Here is an 18133-nt window from a genome sequence, read left to right as displayed (position 1 = left end):
CGCGCATCGGTCGGGTTTGCGACACACCAACATTCGGAGATCCATCGCTTCCGATCAGGCGAGGACACCGTTGTGTCCCCCCGGCTTGCCGAGCGTCATCGACTTGCGTCTACCATTGCGGCCAATTCGTCACGCAACACCGGGGGGGTGCGCGTGTCCTTGGTTCGGTTTCCCGAGAGCGTTGTCTCTTGTCGTAACCTCGTGGGCGGGGAATGGCTGTCTCCCACCGAGGCCCAGACGCAAGACGTCCGCAGCCCCTACACGGGGGCCCTCATCGGCCGGGTGCCGCTGACCACCGCGTCCGGTGTCGCCCAGGCGGTGGAGGCCGCGAAGAGCGCGGCGCGAGACTGGGGCCTGACGCCGCTGCGCGAGCGCACGCAGTGCCTCCAGGCCTTCCGGGGGCTCTTGGAGCGACACCTGGAGCGGCTGGCGCACCTGGCCGCGAGCGAGTCCGGCAAGACGGTGGCGGAGGGGCGCGCGGGCCTGCTCAAGGGCCTGGAGGTCTGTGATTTCGCCCTGTCGCTCCAGCAGCTGGACAGCGGCGCGCACCTGGAGGTGAGCCGCGGCGTCACCTGCGAGTACCGCCGCGAGCCCCTGGGCGTCGTCGCCGGCATCACGCCGTTCAACTTCCCGGCGATGGTGCCCCTGTGGCTGTTCCCCATCGCCGTCACGCTGGGCAACGCCTTCATCCTCAAGCCGTCGGAGAAGGTGCCGCTGACCGCGTGCGCGCTGGGCGAGCTGATGGTGGCGGCGGGCTACCCACCCGGTGTCTTCTCCATCGTGCACGGCGCGAAGCCCGCGGTGGACGCGCTGGTGGAGCACCCGGACGTGAAGGCGCTGGCCTTCGTGGGCTCCACCCCGGTGGCGCGGCACCTGTACGCGGAAGGAAGCCGCCACGGCAAGCGCGTGCTGGCGCTGGGCGGCGCGAAGAACCACCTCATCGTCGTGCCGGACGCGGATCCGGACCTGACGCCGCAGGCGGTGGTGGACTCGTTCACCGGCTGCGCGGGTCAGCGCTGCATGGCCGCCAGCGTGATGCTCGCGGTGGGCAACGTGCAGCCGCTGGTGGAAGACATCGTCAGGCGCGCCGCGCGGCTGGAGCCCGGCCCGGGCATGGGCGCGCTCATCGACCGGGGCGCGGTGGACCGGCTGGAGACGGCCATCGCGAAGGCGAAGGCGGACGGGGCGCTGGTGCTCCTGGATGGTCGCGGGCGGCGCCCCACGGGGGAGCTCTACACGCACGGGAACTGGCTGGGGCCCACGGTGCTGGACGGCGTGCGGCCGGACATGGAGGCCGCGCGGCTGGAGCTGTTCGGCCCGGTGCTGTCCATCGTGCGGGTGACCACGCTGTCGGCGGCGCTCGCGGTGGAGAACGCGTCCCCGTACGGCAACGCGGCGTCCATCTTCACCACCAACGGCGCGGTGGCGCAGACGGTGGTGGAGGGCGCGAAGGCCGGCATGGTGGGCGTCAACGTGGGCGTGCCGGTGCCACGCGAGCCCTTCTCCTTCGGCGGCACGGGCGAGTCGAAGTTCGGCCACGGTGACATCACCGGGCCGTCCAGCCTCGACTTCTGGAGCCACCGCAAGAAGGTGACGCGCAAGTGGTCCGCGCGCTCCGACGGCTCGTGGATGAGCTGACCCTCTTTCGCTTCCCCGAAAACCTTCCAGGACTTCCCCGCGCCCGACAGGAGGGCGCTTCCATGGCTGACAAGAAGCCCGTCAATCACATCCGTCTCACCTCGCACCCGGACCTCCAGGCGCCAGGGGTGCCCCTGCGCTGGGGCGAAACGGAGCCGCTGCGGCGCGGCCCCGTGGTGGCCACGATGTCCGACGCCGGCAACCGCAACGTCATCGGCACGCACTCGGGCGCGTACGCCATCTACCGCGCGCTGGCGGTGTCCGCGGGCAAGCTGCCGCAGGACCACAAGGCGGACCTGACCAACACGTCCCCCGCCGCGCAGGTGGGCCCGTATCCGTCGTGGAGCGACCCCAAGCGCATCGTGTCGCTGGACCCCTGGGGCGCGGTGGCGTCGCAGGTGTTCCGCGCGTACGCCGAGCAGGGCGTGGACTACCGGCCCACCATCGCCGTCACCCGGGCCCACATCAACATGCCGGAAGTACGCGACGCGATGCTCGCGGGGCGCCTCAAGGTGGACGGCGACCTGGTCGCGGCCAACGGCGACATCAAGGTCGTGAAGGCCGCGGTGGAGCCCGTCTGGTATCTGCCGGGCATCGCGGAGCGCTTCGGCCTCACGGAGGGCGCGCTGCGCCGGGGCCTCTTCGAGCACACCGGCGGCATGTACCCTGAGCTCATCACCCGCCCGGACCTGCACGTGTTCCTGCCGCCCATTGGCGGGCTGTCGCTGTATGTGTTTGGCGACATCGCGAGGCTGGCGGACAAGGACGTCCCGCTGGCGGCGCGCGTCCATGACGAGTGCAACGGCTCCGACGTGTTCGGCAGCGACATCTGCACGTGTCGCCCGTACCTGGTGCACGGGATTGAAGAGTGCGTGCGGATGGCGCAGCAGGGCGGCGTGGGGCTCATCGTGTATCACCGCAAGGAGGGCCGGGCGCTGGGCGAGGTGACCAAGTTCCTGGTCTACAACGCGCGCAAGCGGCAGGAGGGCGGCGACTCCGCGGCCACGTACTTCCACCGCACGGAATGCGTGGCGGGCGTGCAGGACATGCGCTTCCAGGAGCTGATGCCGGACGTGCTGCACTGGCTGGGCATCACGCGCATCCACCGCTTCGTGTCCATGAGCGACATGAAGCACGACGCCATCGTGCGCTCGGGCATTGAAATCCTGGAGCGCGTGCCCATCCCGGACGGACTGATTCCAGCCGACGCGCGGGTGGAGATGGAGGCGAAGAAGGCGGCGGGCTACTTCACGCGCGGACCGGTGGCGGACGCGGGGGCGCTGGCGCAGGTGAAGGGACGGGACCTCGATGCTTGACGCGATCCGGGTGCGGGAGGTGTCCCCCTCGGTGGCGTGGCTGCGCAGCCCGGCGGCCATCCGCGAGCGGTGTCACCAGGTGTTGGACCTGGGCCTGGCCGGAAGGCTGGAGTACTTCCGGGTGGAGCCCTCAAGGCTGCCGACGGTGGTGGACCGGGTGCTGGCGGTGACGCATGAGGCGTATCCCCGGCTGGACATCCCGGTGCACAGCCGCTGGAGGCACTTCGACGCGGGCGGGGTGTCCCGGCTCGCGCAGCTGGAGGCGAAGCTGGCGCCGCTGCCGCCGGAGGAGCGCGCCCGGGCCAAGGTGGACCTGGGGGTGGTGAGCGTGCTGCTCGACGCGGGCAGCGGCCCGTCGTGGCGCTACCAGGAGCGGGGGGGCGCGACGTACGTGCGCTCGGAAGGGCTGGCGGTCGCGTCGTTCCGGATGTTCATGGCGGGAGGCTTCTCGTCGGACCCGGACCGGCCGCTGCGCGCGGACGCGGAGGCGCTGGGCCGGATGACGCGCGAGTCGCTGGAGCGCGGCTTCCAGGTGTCCGCGTCCAACCCGCTGTTCGGGGTGGAGGGCCGGCTGCACCTGCTACGGGAGCTGTCGCGCGTGCTGCCCAGGCCCGGGTCGCTGTTCGACATGCTGGCGGCGCACCGCCGGAGCGTGCGGGCCGCGGAGGTGCTGGGCACGGTGCTGGACGTGCTGGGCCCCATCTGGCCGGGCCGCACGACGTTGGACGGCGTCAACCTGGGCGACGTGTGGGCGCACCCGGCGCTGGGGCCGCCCGACAGCACGGACGCGCTGGTGCCCTTCCACAAGTTGTCCCAGTGGCTGGCGTACTCGCTGGTGGAGCCCCTGGCGGAGGCGGGCGTGGTGGTGACGGAGTTGGACGCGCTCACCGGCCTGCCGGAGTACCGCAACGGCGGGCTCTTCGTGGACCTGGGCGTGCTGGTGCCCCAGGACCCGCGCATGCTGACGGAGGTGTACGACCCCGGTGACGCGCCCATCGTGGAGTGGCGCGCGCTGACGGTGGCGCTGCTGGACCGCGTGGCGGCGCTGGTGCGCGGCCGTCTGGAGTTGAGCGCGGAGGAGCTGCCGCTCGCGAAGGTGCTCCAGGGCGGGACGTGGACGGCGGGACGCCGGGTGGCGGGGGAGCTGCGCCCCGGCGGGGTGCCGCCCATCCGCGTGCGCAGCGACGGCACCGTGTTCTGAAGTTTCAGCAGACAGGCAGCGCTTCGAGCAGGCCCACAGGCCGTCCGGGATGCCCCGGGCGGCGCGAGGAGAACCCATGGACTTCCCCAACTGCACGGTGGTGGATCACCCGCTGGTGAAACACAAGCTGACGGTGATGCGCAAGACGGACACGAGCACGGCGTCCTTCCGGGCGCTGCTGGAGGAGATCTCCCTGCTGCTCGGGTACGAGGCGATGCGCGACCTGAAGCTGCGCGAGGAGGAGATTCAAACGCCCATGGCCCGCACCACCGGCTGGGCGCTGGACGGCAAGAAGCTGGTGCTGGTGCCCATCCTGCGCGCGGGGCAGGGCATCCTGGACGGGCTGCTGCAACTGGTGCCGTCCGCGCGCGTGGGCCACATCGGCCTGTACCGCGACCCGGAGTCGCTGGGCGCGGTGGAGTACTACTACCGCGTGCCGGCCGACCTGGAGGACCGGGACGTCATCGTGTGCGACCCGATGCTCGCCACGGGCAACTCCGCGGTGGCCGCGCTCCAGCGGGTGAAGCGCAGCCGCCCCGGAAGCCTGCGCTTCGTGTGCCTCTTGGCCTGTCCGGAAGGACTGACGAACCTGCGCGAGCACCACCCGGACGTGCATGTCTTCACCGCCGCCATCGACGACAAGCTGGACTCACACGGCTACATCCTGCCGGGCCTGGGAGACGCGGGAGACCGCCTGTTCGGCACCAAGTAGCGCGCCACGAGACGTCCGTATAAACATTCTATACATGATTTTCTTGGTTGACGGGAAGAGCTGATTCACGTCTTCTCGTCGCATGAAGATTGCTCGTGCGCTCCCCGCGCTGCTGCTCCTCTCCTGTGGCGAGGGCGTTTCCCCCGAGGCCGAAGGTGTCACCCCCGCCGCGCAGGAGCAGGCGGCGGACACCTTCGTGCTGCGTCAGACGAAGCCGACGGCGGCGAACACCGGCGCGGGGGTCATCCGCGCCTATCCGACGAAGGTCATCAACGGCGACGTCACGTTGAGCACGGCCGGGCAGCGGCTGGAGGACACCGTTGTCCACGGTCGGGTGTTCATCAAGGCGGCCAACACGGTGGTGAGCAACTGCGTGGTGGACGGCGGGCCCGCGATGACGGGGGGCGGCTCCATCATCCAGATTGGCACCGGCGGCACGAACGCGCGCATCGAATACACCACCGTGCGCGCGGCGAACCCGACCTATTGGGTGAACGGCATCGGCCAGCGCAACTACACGGCCTACCGGGTGAATGTGTCCGGCGTGGTGGATGCCTTCTCCGTGGCGCCCGCGACGGCGAACACCCCCGTCAACGTGTCCATCCAGGGCAGCTACGGCCACGACCTGGTGCACTTCTCGCCGGACCCCAACCACCCGGGCACGGATTCGCGCACGCACAACGACGTGCTCCAGTCGCACGGGGGCACCGGGCTGGAGGTGATTGGCTCCAACTTCTCCGCCTACCACGACCCGACGATGGGGACGCTGCCCACGCCGAACCCGAAGAAGCAGATCGCCGCGATGATGATCAACACCATCGTCGGGCCCTCGGCGGGCCTGAAGATTGAAGACAACTGGTTCGGCGGCGGCGTGTATTGCATCAACGGCGGCGGCGCGTCCGGCGGTGGCGGCACGTTCCTGCGCAACAGGTTCGACCGGGGCTCGGCGTCCCCGGCGAATCCGGATGAGTCCTACACGCTGGTGTTCGACAGCACGTTCGCGCAGACGTCCACGGGCAATGTCTATGAAGACAACGGGCATCCCGTGAAGGTGCGGACCGGTTACTGATGCCGTGCCGGGCGCCCATCCAGGCCTCCCGGCCGGGGATGTGGCGGGATGGGTGCCCGGGTTTTTTCAACACGGTTTCCGGGCCCCGGCCCGACACGGAGGACGCATGACGCGGCGAGCGTGGCTGGCGGGACTTTCCCTGATGGGGCTGCTGGGGTGCGGGGGCTCCGTGGACGATGCGGGCCTTGCTTCACCGTCGGTGGAGAGCACGGCGCAGGAGATCCTCGGCGGCTCCGTCGCGGCCCGGCACCAGCTCCCCTACCAGGTCCGCATCATGGTGCAGGGCGTGTTCACCTGTGGTGGGACGCTCACGAAGGCAGGCTGGGTCGTCACCGCGGCCCATTGTGTCGAGGGCATCGCTCCCAGTGCCATCCGGGTCATCGCGGGGGACCTGCTGCTGAGCACGCTGGAGGCCGATGAGCAGGTGCGCCTGGTGGTCCGCAAGGTCGTGCATCCGTCCTACGTCGCCCTCGACGCCCTCCATGACGTGGCCCTGCTCCAGTTGGCGCAGCCCTTCAATCTGTCGGCGGCGGTGCAGCCCCTGGCGCTGCCCGTCGGGCCCGCACCCCTGGGGCTGCATACGGCGAGCGGGTGGGGCGCCACCCAGACGGGGCCCACGTCCAATGCGCTCAAGTACACGAGCCTGAAGGTCGTCGGTCCGGCGAACTGCCAGGCGCTGGTGGGAAGCGGCCATGTCCCGAGCGCGCAGTTGTGCGCGACGCCTCCCAACATCAACACCAATGTCTGTCAGCGCGACGATGGCGGTCCGCTGGTCTGGGGCGGGCGGCTGTATGGGATTCTGAGCTGGCACGGCAGCAGCCAGTGCGACACGTTCTCCGTGTTCGCCAACGTGTTCACCTACGTGCCCTGGATCCAGTCGTATACGGGCTAGCGGAAGTCTTTCGGCTATCGTCCGGGACATGCGAATGCTTGTCCCGATGATGCTGGCCCTGTGCGTGGGGTGTGTCTCTCCGTCCGCGCGAACGGAAACCGCCGCGGCCCCGGATGCCACCGCGCAGGCTCCGGCGCCCGCCGTCTCCGAACCGGCTCCGGACGCCGCCGCTCCCGCGCCTCCGGGGTACACCGCCTGTGGGTGCGGCTGCTGCGGGGGCGCCGAACCGCAGGTCAAATGCCTTGGAACCCAGGCGGAACTCGAGAAGGTCATCGCCAAGGACAAGGCCGACGCGAAGTCGCCGGACTGCGCCATGGCGGGATGCACCGTCCCGACGCGGTACCAGCTCTGCGACGCGCCGTGATGCAGTGGGTCAAGAGGCCCCGACGCGCGCTTTCACCTCGCGGCTCTTGAGAACCGGGAAAGACGGGTTTTAAAATATATCCGTCTAAACGTTTTTTACCCTTCCCGGGAGTCCAGGCATGCGCGCGTCGTGGCGGTCCACCCTGATGACGGTGATGTTGGGCGCGGTGTTCGCGGAAGGTGTCGCGGTGGCCGAGCAGGCGCCGTCCCCGGCTCCCGACGCCCAGCGCGCGGAGGAGGGTGCGCAGCGTTGGACGGAGGCGCTGTCCACGGGCGAGGGCACGGGCGAGCTCGTGAGCACGCGGGACGGGCTGCTGTACGAACCCAACGCGGTGATGCGCCGGCCCGAAGGGTTGAGCCGGCTCACGGGCCTCTTCACGTTCCCGGCGCGCACGCTGGAGCAGCCCGTGGACACGTTCCGTCCGCGCATCCAGGCGACGCAGTCCCCGGGCATGGGCGTGGAGGTGGACGTGCGCGTGCGCGTTCCTGGCGGGGCCTGGAGCGAGTGGCGCACCGGGACCGAGGGCGAGGCCGTCCGGCTGCCCCGCTCCGGCACGGAGGTGCAGGTGCGGCTGGCGCTGGTGGCGGACGAGCGCGGCCGGGGCCCCGTGGTGCGGGAGGTGGGGCTGGAGGGCTGGCGCGAGGGGACGGGCGCGGAGGAGGGACTCCAGACGCTGGCGCCCCTGAGCTACCGCGTCTACGCCACGCGCGAGGGATTGGTGGGTGGCACGACGGCGAACGGGCACGTCATCAAGACCAACGACCGGTTCGTGGCGCTGCCGTCGCGGCGGGGGCTCGCGTCCAACGGGGGCTCCGAGTACCAGGTGCGCGTCTGTTATTCGAAGACGGCGAAGTGCACGACGACGTCCGTGTGGGACGTGGGGCCCTGGAACACGAAGGACGACTACTGGAATCCCTCCAGCGTGCGGGAGATGTGGAAGACCCTGCCGCAGGGCAAGCCGGAGGCGCAGGCGGCGTACCAGGACGGCTTCAACGGCGGGTTGGATCAATTCGGGCGCCGGCCGGCGAACCCCGCGGGCATCGACCTGGCGGATGGGACGTTCTGGTTGGACCTGGGGATGACGAACAACGACTGGGTGGACGTGACGTACCTGTGGACGTCCGGCGGGGGCACGCCCACGGGCCTGGTGGTGGACAGCAACAACGCGAACAACGACCAAGCGAAGGGTTACATCCAGCTGACGGGTTCGAGCTGGGCGTCGTCCACGAACGTGGCGGGCTACTACGGCAGCAGCTACCTGGTGTCCCCGGGCGCTGCGGTGTCGGAGCCGGCGACGTTCTGGTTCTACCTGTCGGCGGCGGGCACGAAGACGGTGGATGCGTGGTGGACGGCGGCGACGGACCGCTCGACGGCCGCGCCCTTCATCGTCGTGAACGCTGCGGGCACGCAGCTGGCGAACGTGAAGGTGAACCAGCAGCTCAACGGCGCCCGGTGGAACACGCTGGGCACGTGGAGCTTCCCGGCGGGCTGGAACAAGGTCCAGTTGAGCCGGTGGGTCACGGCCGGCACCTACGTCGTCGCGGACGCCATCCAGGTCCGGTAGAACGCCGGACCGTCCCCGAGAAAGACCTCCATGGCCTTGCGCACCGTGATTCCTCCTCCGCTGGAGGAGCCCCAGCTCTACACCGACCTGGCTTTCTGGTGGCCGCTGTTCTCGCCTCCGGAGGAGTACGTGGAGGAGGCGGAGGACCTGCTCGGCATCCTGCGCACGGCGGCGGAAGGGCCGGCGGAAACGATGCTGGAGCTGGGCGCGGGCGGTGGAAGTCTGGCCTTCCACCTGAAGACACACTTCAGGCTGACGCTGACGGACCGCGCGCCGGAGATGGTCGCGGTGAGCCGCGCCGTCAATCCCGAGTGCGAGCACCGGGTGGGGGACATGACGTCCCTGCGGCTGGGGCGCACGTTCGACCGGGTGATGGTGCACGACGCCATCATGTACGCGGCGGATCGGGACTCGGCTCGGGCGACGGTCCAGACGGCGGTGGCGCACTGCCGGCCGGGCGGCGCGGTGGTGCTGATTCCGGACTTCGTGCGGGAGACCTTCGAGCCCGTCACGGAGTCAGGGGGGCACGACTCGCCGGACGGGCGGGGGATGCGCTACCTGATGTGGACGTGGGATCCGGATCCGGAGGATGAGACCTTCGAGACCGCGTTCGCGTACCTGCTGCGTGAAGCGGATGGCACGGTGAGCATGTCGCAGGAGCGTCACTGTTTCGGGCTGTTCCGCCGCGAGGACTGGCTCACGTGGATGCGGGAGGCGGGGTGTCCCGCGACGACCCGGCGCGACCCCTGGAACCGCGAGGTCATCATCGGGGTGAGGGAGTCCGGTGGCGGCGGGTAGGCGACGCGCGGGCCTCGTGTCCGCGCTCCTGTTGTGGCTGGTGCCGTCCTGGGTGGCCGCCGCGCCCGCGCGTGTGGAGCTTGTCTTTGGCGGGGATGTGATTCCGCACGGCGAGGTGAAGTCGGTGGCGCGGGCGCATGCGCGCACCGGGGCGGTGCCTCCGGGTGGAGGCGCGGCGCCGTCGCTCAATCACGAGGGCTGGGACCACGTCTTCGGCCCGCTGTCGGACGTGCTGCGCACGGCGGACGTGGGCGTGGTGAACCTGGAGACGCCGGTCACCGACGAGCGCAAGGCGTTCACGGAGGAGCTGGTCTTCAACGCGCCGCCGGCGATGGTGCAGGCGCTGGTGGGGGCGGGCGTGAAGGTGGTGTCCACGGGCAACAACCACGCGCGCGACCAGCACGTGGAGGGAATGGTGGAGACGCTGCGCCACCTGGACGCGGTGGGGCTGCGGCACACGGGCACGGGGGCCACGCGCGACGCGGCCTGGGTGCCGGCGTTCATGGAGGTGCGCGGGGTGCGGTTGGGCTTCCTGTCCTTCACGCGCAGCCTGAATGGCTTCAGCAACCCGAAGGACGCGAACGCGCCGCACGTGGCGCTGGTGCCCTATCCGGAGCACGCCTCGCGGCGGGGGCTGAGTGAGAAGGAGGCGCTGGAGTTGGTGCGCGCGGCGGCGGCGAAGTGCGACGCGCTGTTCGTGATGGGGCACTGGGGGCGCGAGTACACGGACACGCCGCACCCGCTGGACCGGGCGCTGGGGCAGGCGTTGCTGGAGGCCGGGGCGTTGGCGGTCATCGGGCACCATCCGCACGTGCTCCAGCCGCTGGAGGCGTACACGACGAAGTCCGGCCGCAGGGGACTCATCGCGTACTCGCTGGGCAACCTGGTGGCGAACCAGGGGCGGTTCTACAAGCACGCGCCGGGCAGGTCGGGCACGGACGGGGACAAGCGGGACTCGCTGCTGCTGCGCGTGGGGGTGACGCGCGCGGAGCCAGGGGCCCAGGTGTCGCTGGCGGACGTGGCGGTGCTGCCGGTGTGGATTGAGAACAACGCCTCCGGACGCAAGGCCCGCGCGAAGCGGAACATCCAGCCGGTGCTCATCGACCGTGAGGTGGAGGAGGTGTCCCGGAGGTTGGCCGCGCTGTCCCTGCGCGGCGGGAGCCCGGACAAGGCGGCTCGGGCGGAGAAGGTGGCCCTGGAGCAGCGGCTGGCGAGCGCCCGGTATCGCCGGGAGCGCATCCTGCGCATGCTGCCCGCGGAGTTCCGCGTGGCCTCGCCGGAGCTGCGGCGGCGCGCGGATGTGACGGCGCTGACGGTGCCGTAGCGTCAGCTCACCGGCACGCGGGCGATGAGTTCCGCGAGCTGATCGCGGCAGGTGACGCAGCGCTGGCGGAAGTCCTCGCTGAGGTCCGTGGAGGCGATGAGCGTGTCCCAGTAGGCCCGTGCGTGACGGGCTGCGTCCGACCAGACATCCAGGTTGTTGGCATTCGGCGGCGCGGGGCGGAAAGCTCGCTCGACGAGGTGCGCGCCATCGGGTGCGAAGACCATGGGCAACATGTCGTAGATGGGCGCGAGCTGAAACATGCGCTCCTCGATGCCCGAGAAGAAGGAGACATTGCCAAGGTGCCGGTCGGTGTTGCCAATCAGTTGCCCGAAGGTGTCAAGCCAACGGACCCGGCGGGTATCCTCCGGGGACAGGCGCTGGTCGGCGAGCAGGCGCAAGGCGACGTCGGTCCAGTTACCGCCCGAACCTACGTATTCGTTGTCGATGACCCGCAGGGACATCATGGCGCGCCTCCCTCCGACGCCCACCCGGTCAAAGCGCTCGACCTCCAGGAACCGGTACGTTCCCAGGTCGAACCACCAGGCCTGTGCCGCGTCGAATCCCGCCGCGCGGACCGCCTCCAATGCCAGGGCTTCGCACGCAAGCAGGTCCCGCCAGCGCTGCCCGGCACTGCCTGAGCTTGCGTCCGCGAACTTCACGAGCAGATGGCGGCCTCCTCCACGGATGACGAACTTGGGTTGCTCGCCCGCGGCCGAGGAGCCCGAGCCTTCCGCGAGGAAGGTGTGGACCCTCTTTGGATAGCTGTCGCGGCTGACCTCCGCGCTGCCGTGAATCATCTCGTTGAGCACCTGGCCCAGATGGCGGCTCAAGGACTCCTGGCCCAGGATGAGGTTTCCCACGCAGTCCTCGCCGCGCCGGGCCAGGGCGATGATCACATGATCATTGCTCCAGTCCTCCGTGCGCGGAGGCAGGCCCAGGTCGGGATGCCGCTCACGGAAGCTCCGCCCCATGTATCCCTGCGGCCGCATCTCTTCCAGGAAGGGGGGCAGCCCGTCGAAGGCTTCTTCCCCTCCCAACCTGAACTCGAGCGAGCAGCCTCCCGTGGCAAGGAGGTGGAGTGTCGCCGCCTGCCAGAAGTCACCGGCATCGTTCACGCTGTAGAGCGGGATGGATGAACCCAGGTTCGGCAGGCTGCGGCTTCGGAGTGGCTCGGCCTTGGGTGCTTCTTCGATGCGTTGGCTCTGCTCGCCCAGGGTCTTGAGCCCGTCCTTGAACTGTCGCCACAGGGCAGGCGGCGAAGCACCGAAGTGCTTCTCGAACTTTTCCAGAGGCATGGCGCGCAGGCGCCCAAGGCGTTCCAGCAGTTCAGCGACGAAGGGACGGTCAGAAGGCGCCATGACGGGGTGGGTAAATAGATAAGCCCGCCGAGGGATATTTCAAACCCTTATGATTATTGGAGTTTCCTGTCTTCAGACGCTCAGGGTTTGCGTGGCGCCTCGTTCAACTCCCGCAGGGAGACGAGCCGGTCCAACAGCGGCCCGCCCAGCTTCCTCCGGGCGATGCGCTGCGATGGATAGATGCCCCGGTGCCCGGTGAGCAGGTACGCCACCGTGGCGACGATGGCCACGTGGGGCAGCACCGCGCCGCCCACCAGCTCCACCGCCATCAATGACAGGGCCAGGGGCGTGTTCGCCGCCGCCGCGAACAGCGCCGCCATGCCCACCGCCGCGCCCAAATCCACCGGCAAACCCAACAACCGCGCAAGCACGTTGCCCAGCGCCGCCCCGATGAAGAACAGCGGCGTCACCTCACCGCCCAGGAACCCCGCGCCCAGCGTCACCACCGTGAACACGAGCTTCCACGCGAACGCGTCCCCCGGCAGTGACACGTCCTGGAACGCGCGCAGGATGCCGGGCACGCCCAGGCCCAGGTATTCGTCCGTCCCCGCCAGCTTCCACAGCGCCACCACGCCCAGGCCGCCCAATGCCATGCGCAATGGCAACCACGGCACCCGGCGCTCCAAAAGCTTCTTCAGCCCGTGCGTGCCTTCAATGAAGGCCACCGCCACCAGCGCCACCGCCGCCGCGAACACCAGCCACTTGCCCAGCACCGGCAGCGTCAACGCCAGCGCCTGCGGCGTGGGATAGGCCGTGTGGTGGATGCCCAGCCCCCGAGTCACCAGGTCCCCCACCACCGCCGCGGTGAGCGCGGGCAGGAGCGCCTCGTAGCCCAGCCGGCCCACGCACACGACCTCCAGCCCGAACACCGTCCCCGCCAGCGGCGTGCCGAACACCGAACCGAAGCCCCCCGCGATGCCCGCCGCCAGCAGCTCGCGCCGCGTGTCCGGCGCCACGCGGAAGCGGTGGGCAAGCTGGTCCGCGAGGCTCGCGCCCATCTGCACCGCCGTGCCCTCGCGCCCCGCGCTCCCGCCGAACAGGTGCGTGAGCACCGTGCCCACCAGCACCATGGGCGCCATGCGCAGGGGAATCACCGCGTCCCCCTCATGCACCGTGTCCAGCACCAGATTGTTGCCCCCCCGGATGGACGCGCCCCACCGGCCGTACACCGCGCCCAGCACCAGCCCCGCCACCGGCAGCGCGTACACCAGCGCCCCGTGTGCCAGCCGGAACGCCGTGGCCCACTCCAACAGCGCCAGGAACACCGCCGACGCCACGCCGCACACACCGCCCACCACGCCGCCCAGCAGCAGCCACTGTCCCAGCGCTCGGGTGCTCCGCGGAAGGTTCACGGCCGGAGAGTCTAGGCGCGGCGCGGCAACCCCGACCGGGAAGTTCTTCACCTCCGCTCAAACACAGACAGCGGATTCTTCCAGTCAGACGGGGTTCGCCAGCCCTGAAACATGATGAAACAACGCGTCAATACGGAGCGACGCGTCATCGTGAGGACAGACACCCACTCCTCTGACGCGTCATGGCGGAATTCATGCTCAACCAGTAATGCTGGTTGTGGAGCTATTTCGGGTCTGGGTGGTGATTCCAGAATCAAACCCGTGTACCTTGCGCCGCCTCTCCCCGTGCAGGGGAGAGACCCCCTACCTCCTCAGGAGCCGGTATGTCCGTTCGTCGCAGCGGGCTGTCCCTCGCCGCCGTCCTCGCCGCCACCACGTTGGGTGGAAGCGCGATGGCCAGCACCATCAACCAGAACACGTCGTGGACCATCAACCGTTCGGCGTCTCAGACGTACCGGGTGGTGGCGTACGGCGACTCCATCTTCGCCGGCTACAACGGTGGCATCGGCAGCGTGGCGCGCCGTGGCGCCCCGGTGGTGGAAGGTGAGTACGCGGCGAAGAAGTGGGGCACGAACGTGGAGGTCATCCGCCGCACGAAGTCCGGTGCGAAGGCGGACGACATCTACAACAACAAGATCGTCGCGGACCGTTCGTACATGCAGACGGCCAACACGCGCGTCGTGATGTTCGAGATGTGCGGCAACGACTACCTGCAGGCGCGCAGCGCGTTCACGGACCAGACGGGCACGTGCAACTACAGCGGCCTGCAGGCGGCGCTGACGGCGTGCACCACGTACATGGAGCGTGGCATGCAGGCCATCAACCAGTACGCGACCAGCGCCAAGGTCAAGGTCATCTCCAACATCTACTACCCCGGCTTTGACGCGGACAACGTGCTGACGGCCTGCACGGACTCGGCGACGGGGCAGAAGGTGAACAAGCAGACCTACTTCCTGCCGCTCCTGGCGCGCAGCAACTGGCGCGCCTGTAACCTGGCGTCGAAGTACGGCTTCCAGTGCGCGGACTCCTTCGCGGAGATGATGGCGGCGGACTACGACCGCAACGGCGACGGCCAGGTGGACTCCGCGGCGATCGCCTACCGCGCCGGTGAGACCGAGGACGCGTACGTGCAGCGCATCAGCGTCACCCTGCGCAGCACGCTGCGCGACGCGAACCTGCACCTGGCGAACGCGAGCACCAGCTTCGACTACATCCAGTCCGACAACACGCACCCGACGTACACGGGCTCGACCATCAGCGTGAACATCTTCTCCGGCTCCGGCTCCGGTTCGGCCGCGCCGGGCTACACGGACGCGCAGATCGTCAACGGCAAGAACCCGGACTGGAACAAGTTCGGCCACGAGCGCATGGGTTGGACGATCTCCAACTTCGATCCCGCGACGCCGTGAGTTGATGCCGCAGCCGTAGTGCCCAGGGCCTCCGACCTGTCATTGGGTCGGGGGCCTTGTCATGTCCGGAGGCTTCATGAAGACCTGTTGATGGGTCGCGCTGCTGCTCACGGTGGGGTGCGCGACGCCGCGCGTGGTGCATCTGGACACGGGGCAGGGAGAGCCCATCGCGTACACGCCCGCGTCGCCCGCTCCGGTGGAGCTTGACGAAGAGGTGTTCCGGCAGGCGGTCGCGCAGCTGGTGCTCGACATGCGGCTGGATGTGGCGTCCGGACGGCATGTGTTGCTGGCTTCGGCGGGTGGGGTCGTGGATGGCGTCCGGGGCACGACGTCCGAGCGGATCTGTGGAGGGCTGGAGGCGCGGGATGCGTGTCTGGGCCTCTTGGGGCGCGGGTTCGCGTCCGGTGCGATGGAGCGGCGCATGATGGCGCTCTCCTTCGCGCTCGACACGGTCTGGGAGGGCGTCGCGGACGTCATCCAGGACCTGATGGATCCGGCGGCGCTGCGCACGATGGTCACCGCGACGGTGGGCAGCGCGCTGGTGATGCTGGTCATGCCCGAGCCCATCACGAAGATCGTCGCGCTGGCGCTGACCGCGTCGTTGATCGCGTATCTGGGCGCGGGGCCCGTGTGGAACCTGGGCCAGGGCTTCCTGAAGTTGATGGACGAGTCCGACGCGGCCCGGAGTCATGAGGAGCTGAAGGAGGTGGGGCACCGGTTCGGAAGGGTGCTGGGGAGCAACGGGGCGCGGGTGTTGGTCATCGTCGCGTTGACGGCGATGGGCGGGAAGAACGCGCTGGCCGCGCAGGGGCCCAGGATGCCGGGCTTCGCGCAGGCGGCGGCGCGGGCGGAGGTCGAGGGCGGGTTCCAACTGGCGAGGGTCTTCTCGGGGGAGGTGAGGTCCCTGTCCATGCCGGCGGCCGGGGTGCTGAACATCACGCTCGCGCCTACGGCGGTGGCCGCGGTCGCGATGGGACCCGGGGGCGGGATTCAAGGGGACCCCGATGGGGATGTGCATCACATCTGCACGGACAAGAATGAGGTGTCCGATGCGTCAGGTGGGCCGTGGACGCCCCGCTACGAGGAGTTCTTCGAGCAGGCCGGGATGTCGCTGAGTGACGCCGCGAACAAGGTGCGTATCAAGGGGCACCGAGGGCCGCATTCACGGGAGTACCATGCGACGGTCTTCGAGAGGCTCGGGCTTGCCATGAAGGGCTGCGAAGGGATCGCGCAATGCAGGGCTGCGTTGGTCCAGGAGTTACAGAAGATCGCGCTCGACCTCATGACGTCTGGTAGCAATCTTCGGCGCTTCGTCACGAAGGAGTGACCGCATGGCACAACGATTCTTTTCGCTGACGGAGGATGTCTATGTCCCAGGTCGCTGGTACTTGCGTGACCCCATCAGTGATGATGCCAAAGAGCCGCGTAGCATCTGGCGGTTCACCCAAGGACAGCGGGTCGAGGCTGGTGGCCGGTTGACGGTTCCGTTCAGGCGTCCCGGTGGGGAACTTGATTTCACTGCCGCAGGAGCCGCGTCGACACCCGTTGTCAGTGCTCGGGTCGCGGCAGTGCTTGAAAGGCTGGCCCCCGACGACGTGCAACTCCTTCCGGTCGATATCGCAGGTACGAGCGAGCCCTTCTCTCTGCTTGTCGTCACGAAGCTGATCGACTGTGTCGATGACAAGGCATGTCAGGCGGTGGAGCGCTGGCTTCCAGAGGACGGTCGCCCGGACAGGGTGGGGGAGTATCGAGCTGTCTATGGCCTTCGTATTGATCCTGCGCGGGTCCGGGGAGCCCGGGTCTTCCGCCTGTGGGGCTGGACCCTGCCTATCGTCGTTGATGAGGAGATCAAGGAGGCATTGGAGCAGGCGGGCCTCTCAGGGGGAAAGTTCGAGGAAGTCTGACGGTGAAGATGCGGCGCTTCTTTGACTTGAAGAGCGACGTGGACGTTCCAGGCCGCTGGTACCTCTCGGATCCAACGGGCCTGTCGGGAGAGGAGATTGACGACATCTGGCGATTCACGGACGGCCGTCCGGTCGAGGTTCATGAACGGATGCGGCTTCCCCTCTTCAAGCCGGGCAAGCCGACCGACATCGAGTTCGCAGGAGCGGGGCAAACCACCGTTGTCAGCGCGCGGGTTGCCTCTGTGTTTCGAGAGATGGCGCCAGATGATGTTCAACTCTTCCAGGTCGAAGTCGAAGGCGAGGTCGGGCCCTACTTCGTGCTCAACGTCATGCAGACGCGTCGCTGCATCGACGACGCCGCCTGCGAGGAAGCACGGCTGTGGATGCCGGAGGATGGCTGAAGAATCCCCTCATCTGAATCAGATAAGTCCGAAGGCATCTCGGAACACGGCGTGCTCGCGGACGAGTTGCCCGAAGCGCTCCACCAAAGGGCGGAGTCGTTCATCGCTCATGCGTGGCATGGCCATGAAGTAATAGGTGCCCTGAGTGAAAAGCGAGTGGGTGCGCTTCTTCACGGTGTTCACCTTCAGATGCTTGTCATAACCAAGCGCCTCGCCCGCAGCCCCTGCGCCAATGCGCTGATGAGCAGCAGCCTGTCTCTGCGCTCCGGGGTCTTCACGCGCACCTGCTTGAGGCCCATTCCGAACTTGAGGTCCTTCACGTCCCGGAACGTCTCCTCGATGGTGAATCTCCGGGCGTGGACGTCCAGCACTTCCTGGGCGGTGGCTTCGGTGAAACTGGTGGCCAGACACCAGGAGTCCTTCATGCCCTTACGTTTCACACACACCACGGACCCCACCTGCGCCATGGCCGCAGTGACGCGTGCACTCCGGAGCACCTTCGCGCGTCCGCCTTCCGGTACCCACTCGGCCGCGGGCTTCGTCTCTGACTCCTCGGACGTGACGAGCACGTCCGCGCGGAATCGCACCACGTACTCGAAGCCCAGTTGCCGCAGGAGCGCGTAGAACTTCGCATCCGCGAAGCCCCGGTCCGCCACGATGGTGACTTTCACGTGCAAGGCAATCACCTCGCGCAGCCGCTGAAGGTAACCGTCCGGCCAGTGACGTGCCGGGACGCTTGAAGACAGGCCCCGGCCGTGCTCGGCGAGCGCCGCGAGGAGTGAGCTGTTCAGGGACTGGGCTGGAGGGGTGACTCGGGCGGGTCGGCGGTGC

Annotated in this window: 18 protein-coding genes; 14 read left to right on the top strand and 4 right to left on the bottom strand. The window is 68.7% G+C overall.

What is annotated here, in order from left to right; all coding sequences use genetic code 11:
- Positions 1-153 precede the first annotated feature (153 nt).
- From D7Y13_RS11460 to D7Y13_RS11415, 10 genes are all read left to right on the top strand, one after another.
- Positions 154-1638: a CoA-acylating methylmalonate-semialdehyde dehydrogenase gene (locus D7Y13_RS11460; RefSeq protein ID WP_120583960.1), complete on the top strand. Its 1485-nt coding sequence runs from the start codon at positions 154-156 to the stop codon at positions 1636-1638.
- A gap of 62 nt (positions 1639-1700) precedes the next feature.
- Entirely contained in the window at positions 1701-2954 is a 1254-nt protein-coding gene (locus D7Y13_RS11455) for a GTP cyclohydrolase II (RefSeq protein ID WP_120533226.1), read from the top strand.
- Positions 2947-4155, top strand: a complete 1209-nt coding sequence (locus tag D7Y13_RS11450; RefSeq protein ID WP_120533211.1) for a URC4/urg3 family protein — start codon at positions 2947-2949, stop codon at positions 4153-4155. Before D7Y13_RS11455 ends, D7Y13_RS11450 begins: the two co-directional genes overlap by 8 nt.
- Before the next feature lie 76 nt (positions 4156-4231).
- On the top strand, positions 4232-4867 hold the full coding sequence (gene upp, locus D7Y13_RS11445) for a uracil phosphoribosyltransferase (RefSeq protein WP_120533212.1): 636 nt from the start codon (positions 4232-4234) through the stop codon (positions 4865-4867).
- Positions 4868-4949: 82 nt separating this feature from the next.
- A complete protein-coding gene (locus D7Y13_RS11440) occupies positions 4950-5936 on the top strand; it encodes a hypothetical protein (RefSeq protein WP_120583950.1) in 987 nt (328 codons plus the stop codon).
- Between the two features lie 106 nt (positions 5937-6042).
- Positions 6043-6828: a serine protease gene (locus tag D7Y13_RS11435; RefSeq protein WP_120583951.1), complete on the top strand. Its 786-nt coding sequence runs from the start codon at positions 6043-6045 to the stop codon at positions 6826-6828.
- A 28-nt stretch (positions 6829-6856) separates the two neighbouring features.
- Positions 6857-7192, top strand: a complete 336-nt coding sequence (locus tag D7Y13_RS11430) for a hypothetical protein (protein ID WP_147444314.1) — start codon at positions 6857-6859, stop codon at positions 7190-7192.
- 118 nt (positions 7193-7310) lie between these two features.
- Positions 7311-8756, top strand: a complete 1446-nt coding sequence (locus D7Y13_RS11425) for a DUF8814 domain-containing protein (RefSeq protein ID WP_120583953.1) — start codon at positions 7311-7313, stop codon at positions 8754-8756.
- A gap of 30 nt (positions 8757-8786) precedes the next feature.
- Positions 8787-9554: a class I SAM-dependent methyltransferase gene (locus tag D7Y13_RS11420; RefSeq protein ID WP_120583954.1), complete on the top strand. Its 768-nt coding sequence runs from the start codon at positions 8787-8789 to the stop codon at positions 9552-9554.
- Between the two features lie 16 nt (positions 9555-9570).
- Positions 9571-10878: a CapA family protein gene (locus tag D7Y13_RS11415; protein WP_120583955.1), complete on the top strand. Its 1308-nt coding sequence runs from the start codon at positions 9571-9573 to the stop codon at positions 10876-10878.
- 2 nt (positions 10879-10880) lie between these two features.
- On the opposite strand, the gene D7Y13_RS11410 is transcribed toward D7Y13_RS11415, so the two are convergent.
- Both D7Y13_RS11410 and D7Y13_RS11405 read right to left on the bottom strand, forming a co-directional pair.
- Positions 10881-12173, bottom strand: coding sequence for a HipA domain-containing protein (locus D7Y13_RS11410; protein WP_120583956.1), 1293 nt, complete (start codon positions 12171-12173; stop codon positions 10881-10883).
- Positions 12174-12316: 143 nt separating this feature from the next.
- Positions 12317-13588, bottom strand: a complete 1272-nt coding sequence (locus D7Y13_RS11405; protein ID WP_120583961.1) for a chloride channel protein — start codon at positions 13586-13588, stop codon at positions 12317-12319.
- A 323-nt stretch (positions 13589-13911) separates the two neighbouring features.
- Here D7Y13_RS11405 and D7Y13_RS11400 point away from each other — a divergent pair, with 323 nt between their 5' ends.
- From D7Y13_RS11400 to D7Y13_RS11385, 4 genes are all read left to right on the top strand, one after another.
- Positions 13912-14997 (top strand): SGNH/GDSL hydrolase family protein, encoded by a 1086-nt coding sequence (locus D7Y13_RS11400; protein ID WP_120583957.1) that lies wholly within the window; start codon positions 13912-13914, stop codon positions 14995-14997.
- A 100-nt stretch (positions 14998-15097) separates the two neighbouring features.
- Positions 15098-16324, top strand: coding sequence for an AHH domain-containing protein (locus D7Y13_RS11395; protein WP_233595592.1), 1227 nt, complete (start codon positions 15098-15100; stop codon positions 16322-16324).
- Positions 16325-16328: 4 nt separating this feature from the next.
- Positions 16329-16901, top strand: a complete 573-nt coding sequence (locus D7Y13_RS11390; protein WP_120583958.1) for an imm11 family protein — start codon at positions 16329-16331, stop codon at positions 16899-16901.
- Positions 16902-16903: 2 nt separating this feature from the next.
- A complete protein-coding gene (locus tag D7Y13_RS11385) occupies positions 16904-17302 on the top strand; it encodes a hypothetical protein (protein WP_199732792.1) in 399 nt (132 codons plus the stop codon).
- Between the two features lie 18 nt (positions 17303-17320).
- Here the strand turns inward: D7Y13_RS11385 and D7Y13_RS45675 are convergent, their stop codons facing one another.
- Entirely contained in the window at positions 17321-17476 is a 156-nt protein-coding gene (locus D7Y13_RS45675) for a hypothetical protein (RefSeq protein ID WP_158620378.1), read from the bottom strand.
- 11 nt (positions 17477-17487) lie between these two features.
- The coding region (locus D7Y13_RS11380; protein WP_147444315.1) for a transposase at positions 17488-18133 on the bottom strand (646 nt) is incomplete at its 5' end.

The organism is Corallococcus praedator (assembly GCF_003612125.1).
Taxonomy (GTDB): Bacteria; Myxococcota; Myxococcia; order Myxococcales; family Myxococcaceae; genus Corallococcus; species Corallococcus praedator.
Note: the sequence above shows the minus strand (reverse complement) of the source record. Positions and strands in the feature narration are given on the sequence as shown.

Coding starts and splice junctions, on each gene's coding strand:
- D7Y13_RS11455 (WP_120533226.1), top strand. CDS start 1,701: ATGGCTGACAAGAAGCCCGTCAATCACATCCGTCTCACCTCGCACCCG.
- D7Y13_RS11450 (WP_120533211.1), top strand. CDS start 2,947: ATGCTTGACGCGATCCGGGTGCGGGAGGTGTCCCCCTCGGTGGCGTGG.
- upp (WP_120533212.1), top strand. CDS start 4,232: ATGGACTTCCCCAACTGCACGGTGGTGGATCACCCGCTGGTGAAACAC.
- D7Y13_RS11440 (WP_120583950.1), top strand. CDS start 4,950: ATGAAGATTGCTCGTGCGCTCCCCGCGCTGCTGCTCCTCTCCTGTGGC.
- D7Y13_RS11435 (WP_120583951.1), top strand. CDS start 6,043: ATGACGCGGCGAGCGTGGCTGGCGGGACTTTCCCTGATGGGGCTGCTG.
- D7Y13_RS11430 (WP_147444314.1), top strand. CDS start 6,857: ATGCGAATGCTTGTCCCGATGATGCTGGCCCTGTGCGTGGGGTGTGTC.
- D7Y13_RS11425 (WP_120583953.1), top strand. CDS start 7,311: ATGCGCGCGTCGTGGCGGTCCACCCTGATGACGGTGATGTTGGGCGCG.
- D7Y13_RS11420 (WP_120583954.1), top strand. CDS start 8,787: ATGGCCTTGCGCACCGTGATTCCTCCTCCGCTGGAGGAGCCCCAGCTC.
- D7Y13_RS11410 (WP_120583956.1), bottom strand. CDS start 12,173: ATGCCTCTGGAAAAGTTCGAGAAGCACTTCGGTGCTTCGCCGCCTGCC.
- D7Y13_RS11400 (WP_120583957.1), top strand. CDS start 13,912: ATGTCCGTTCGTCGCAGCGGGCTGTCCCTCGCCGCCGTCCTCGCCGCC.
- D7Y13_RS11390 (WP_120583958.1), top strand. CDS start 16,329: ATGGCACAACGATTCTTTTCGCTGACGGAGGATGTCTATGTCCCAGGT.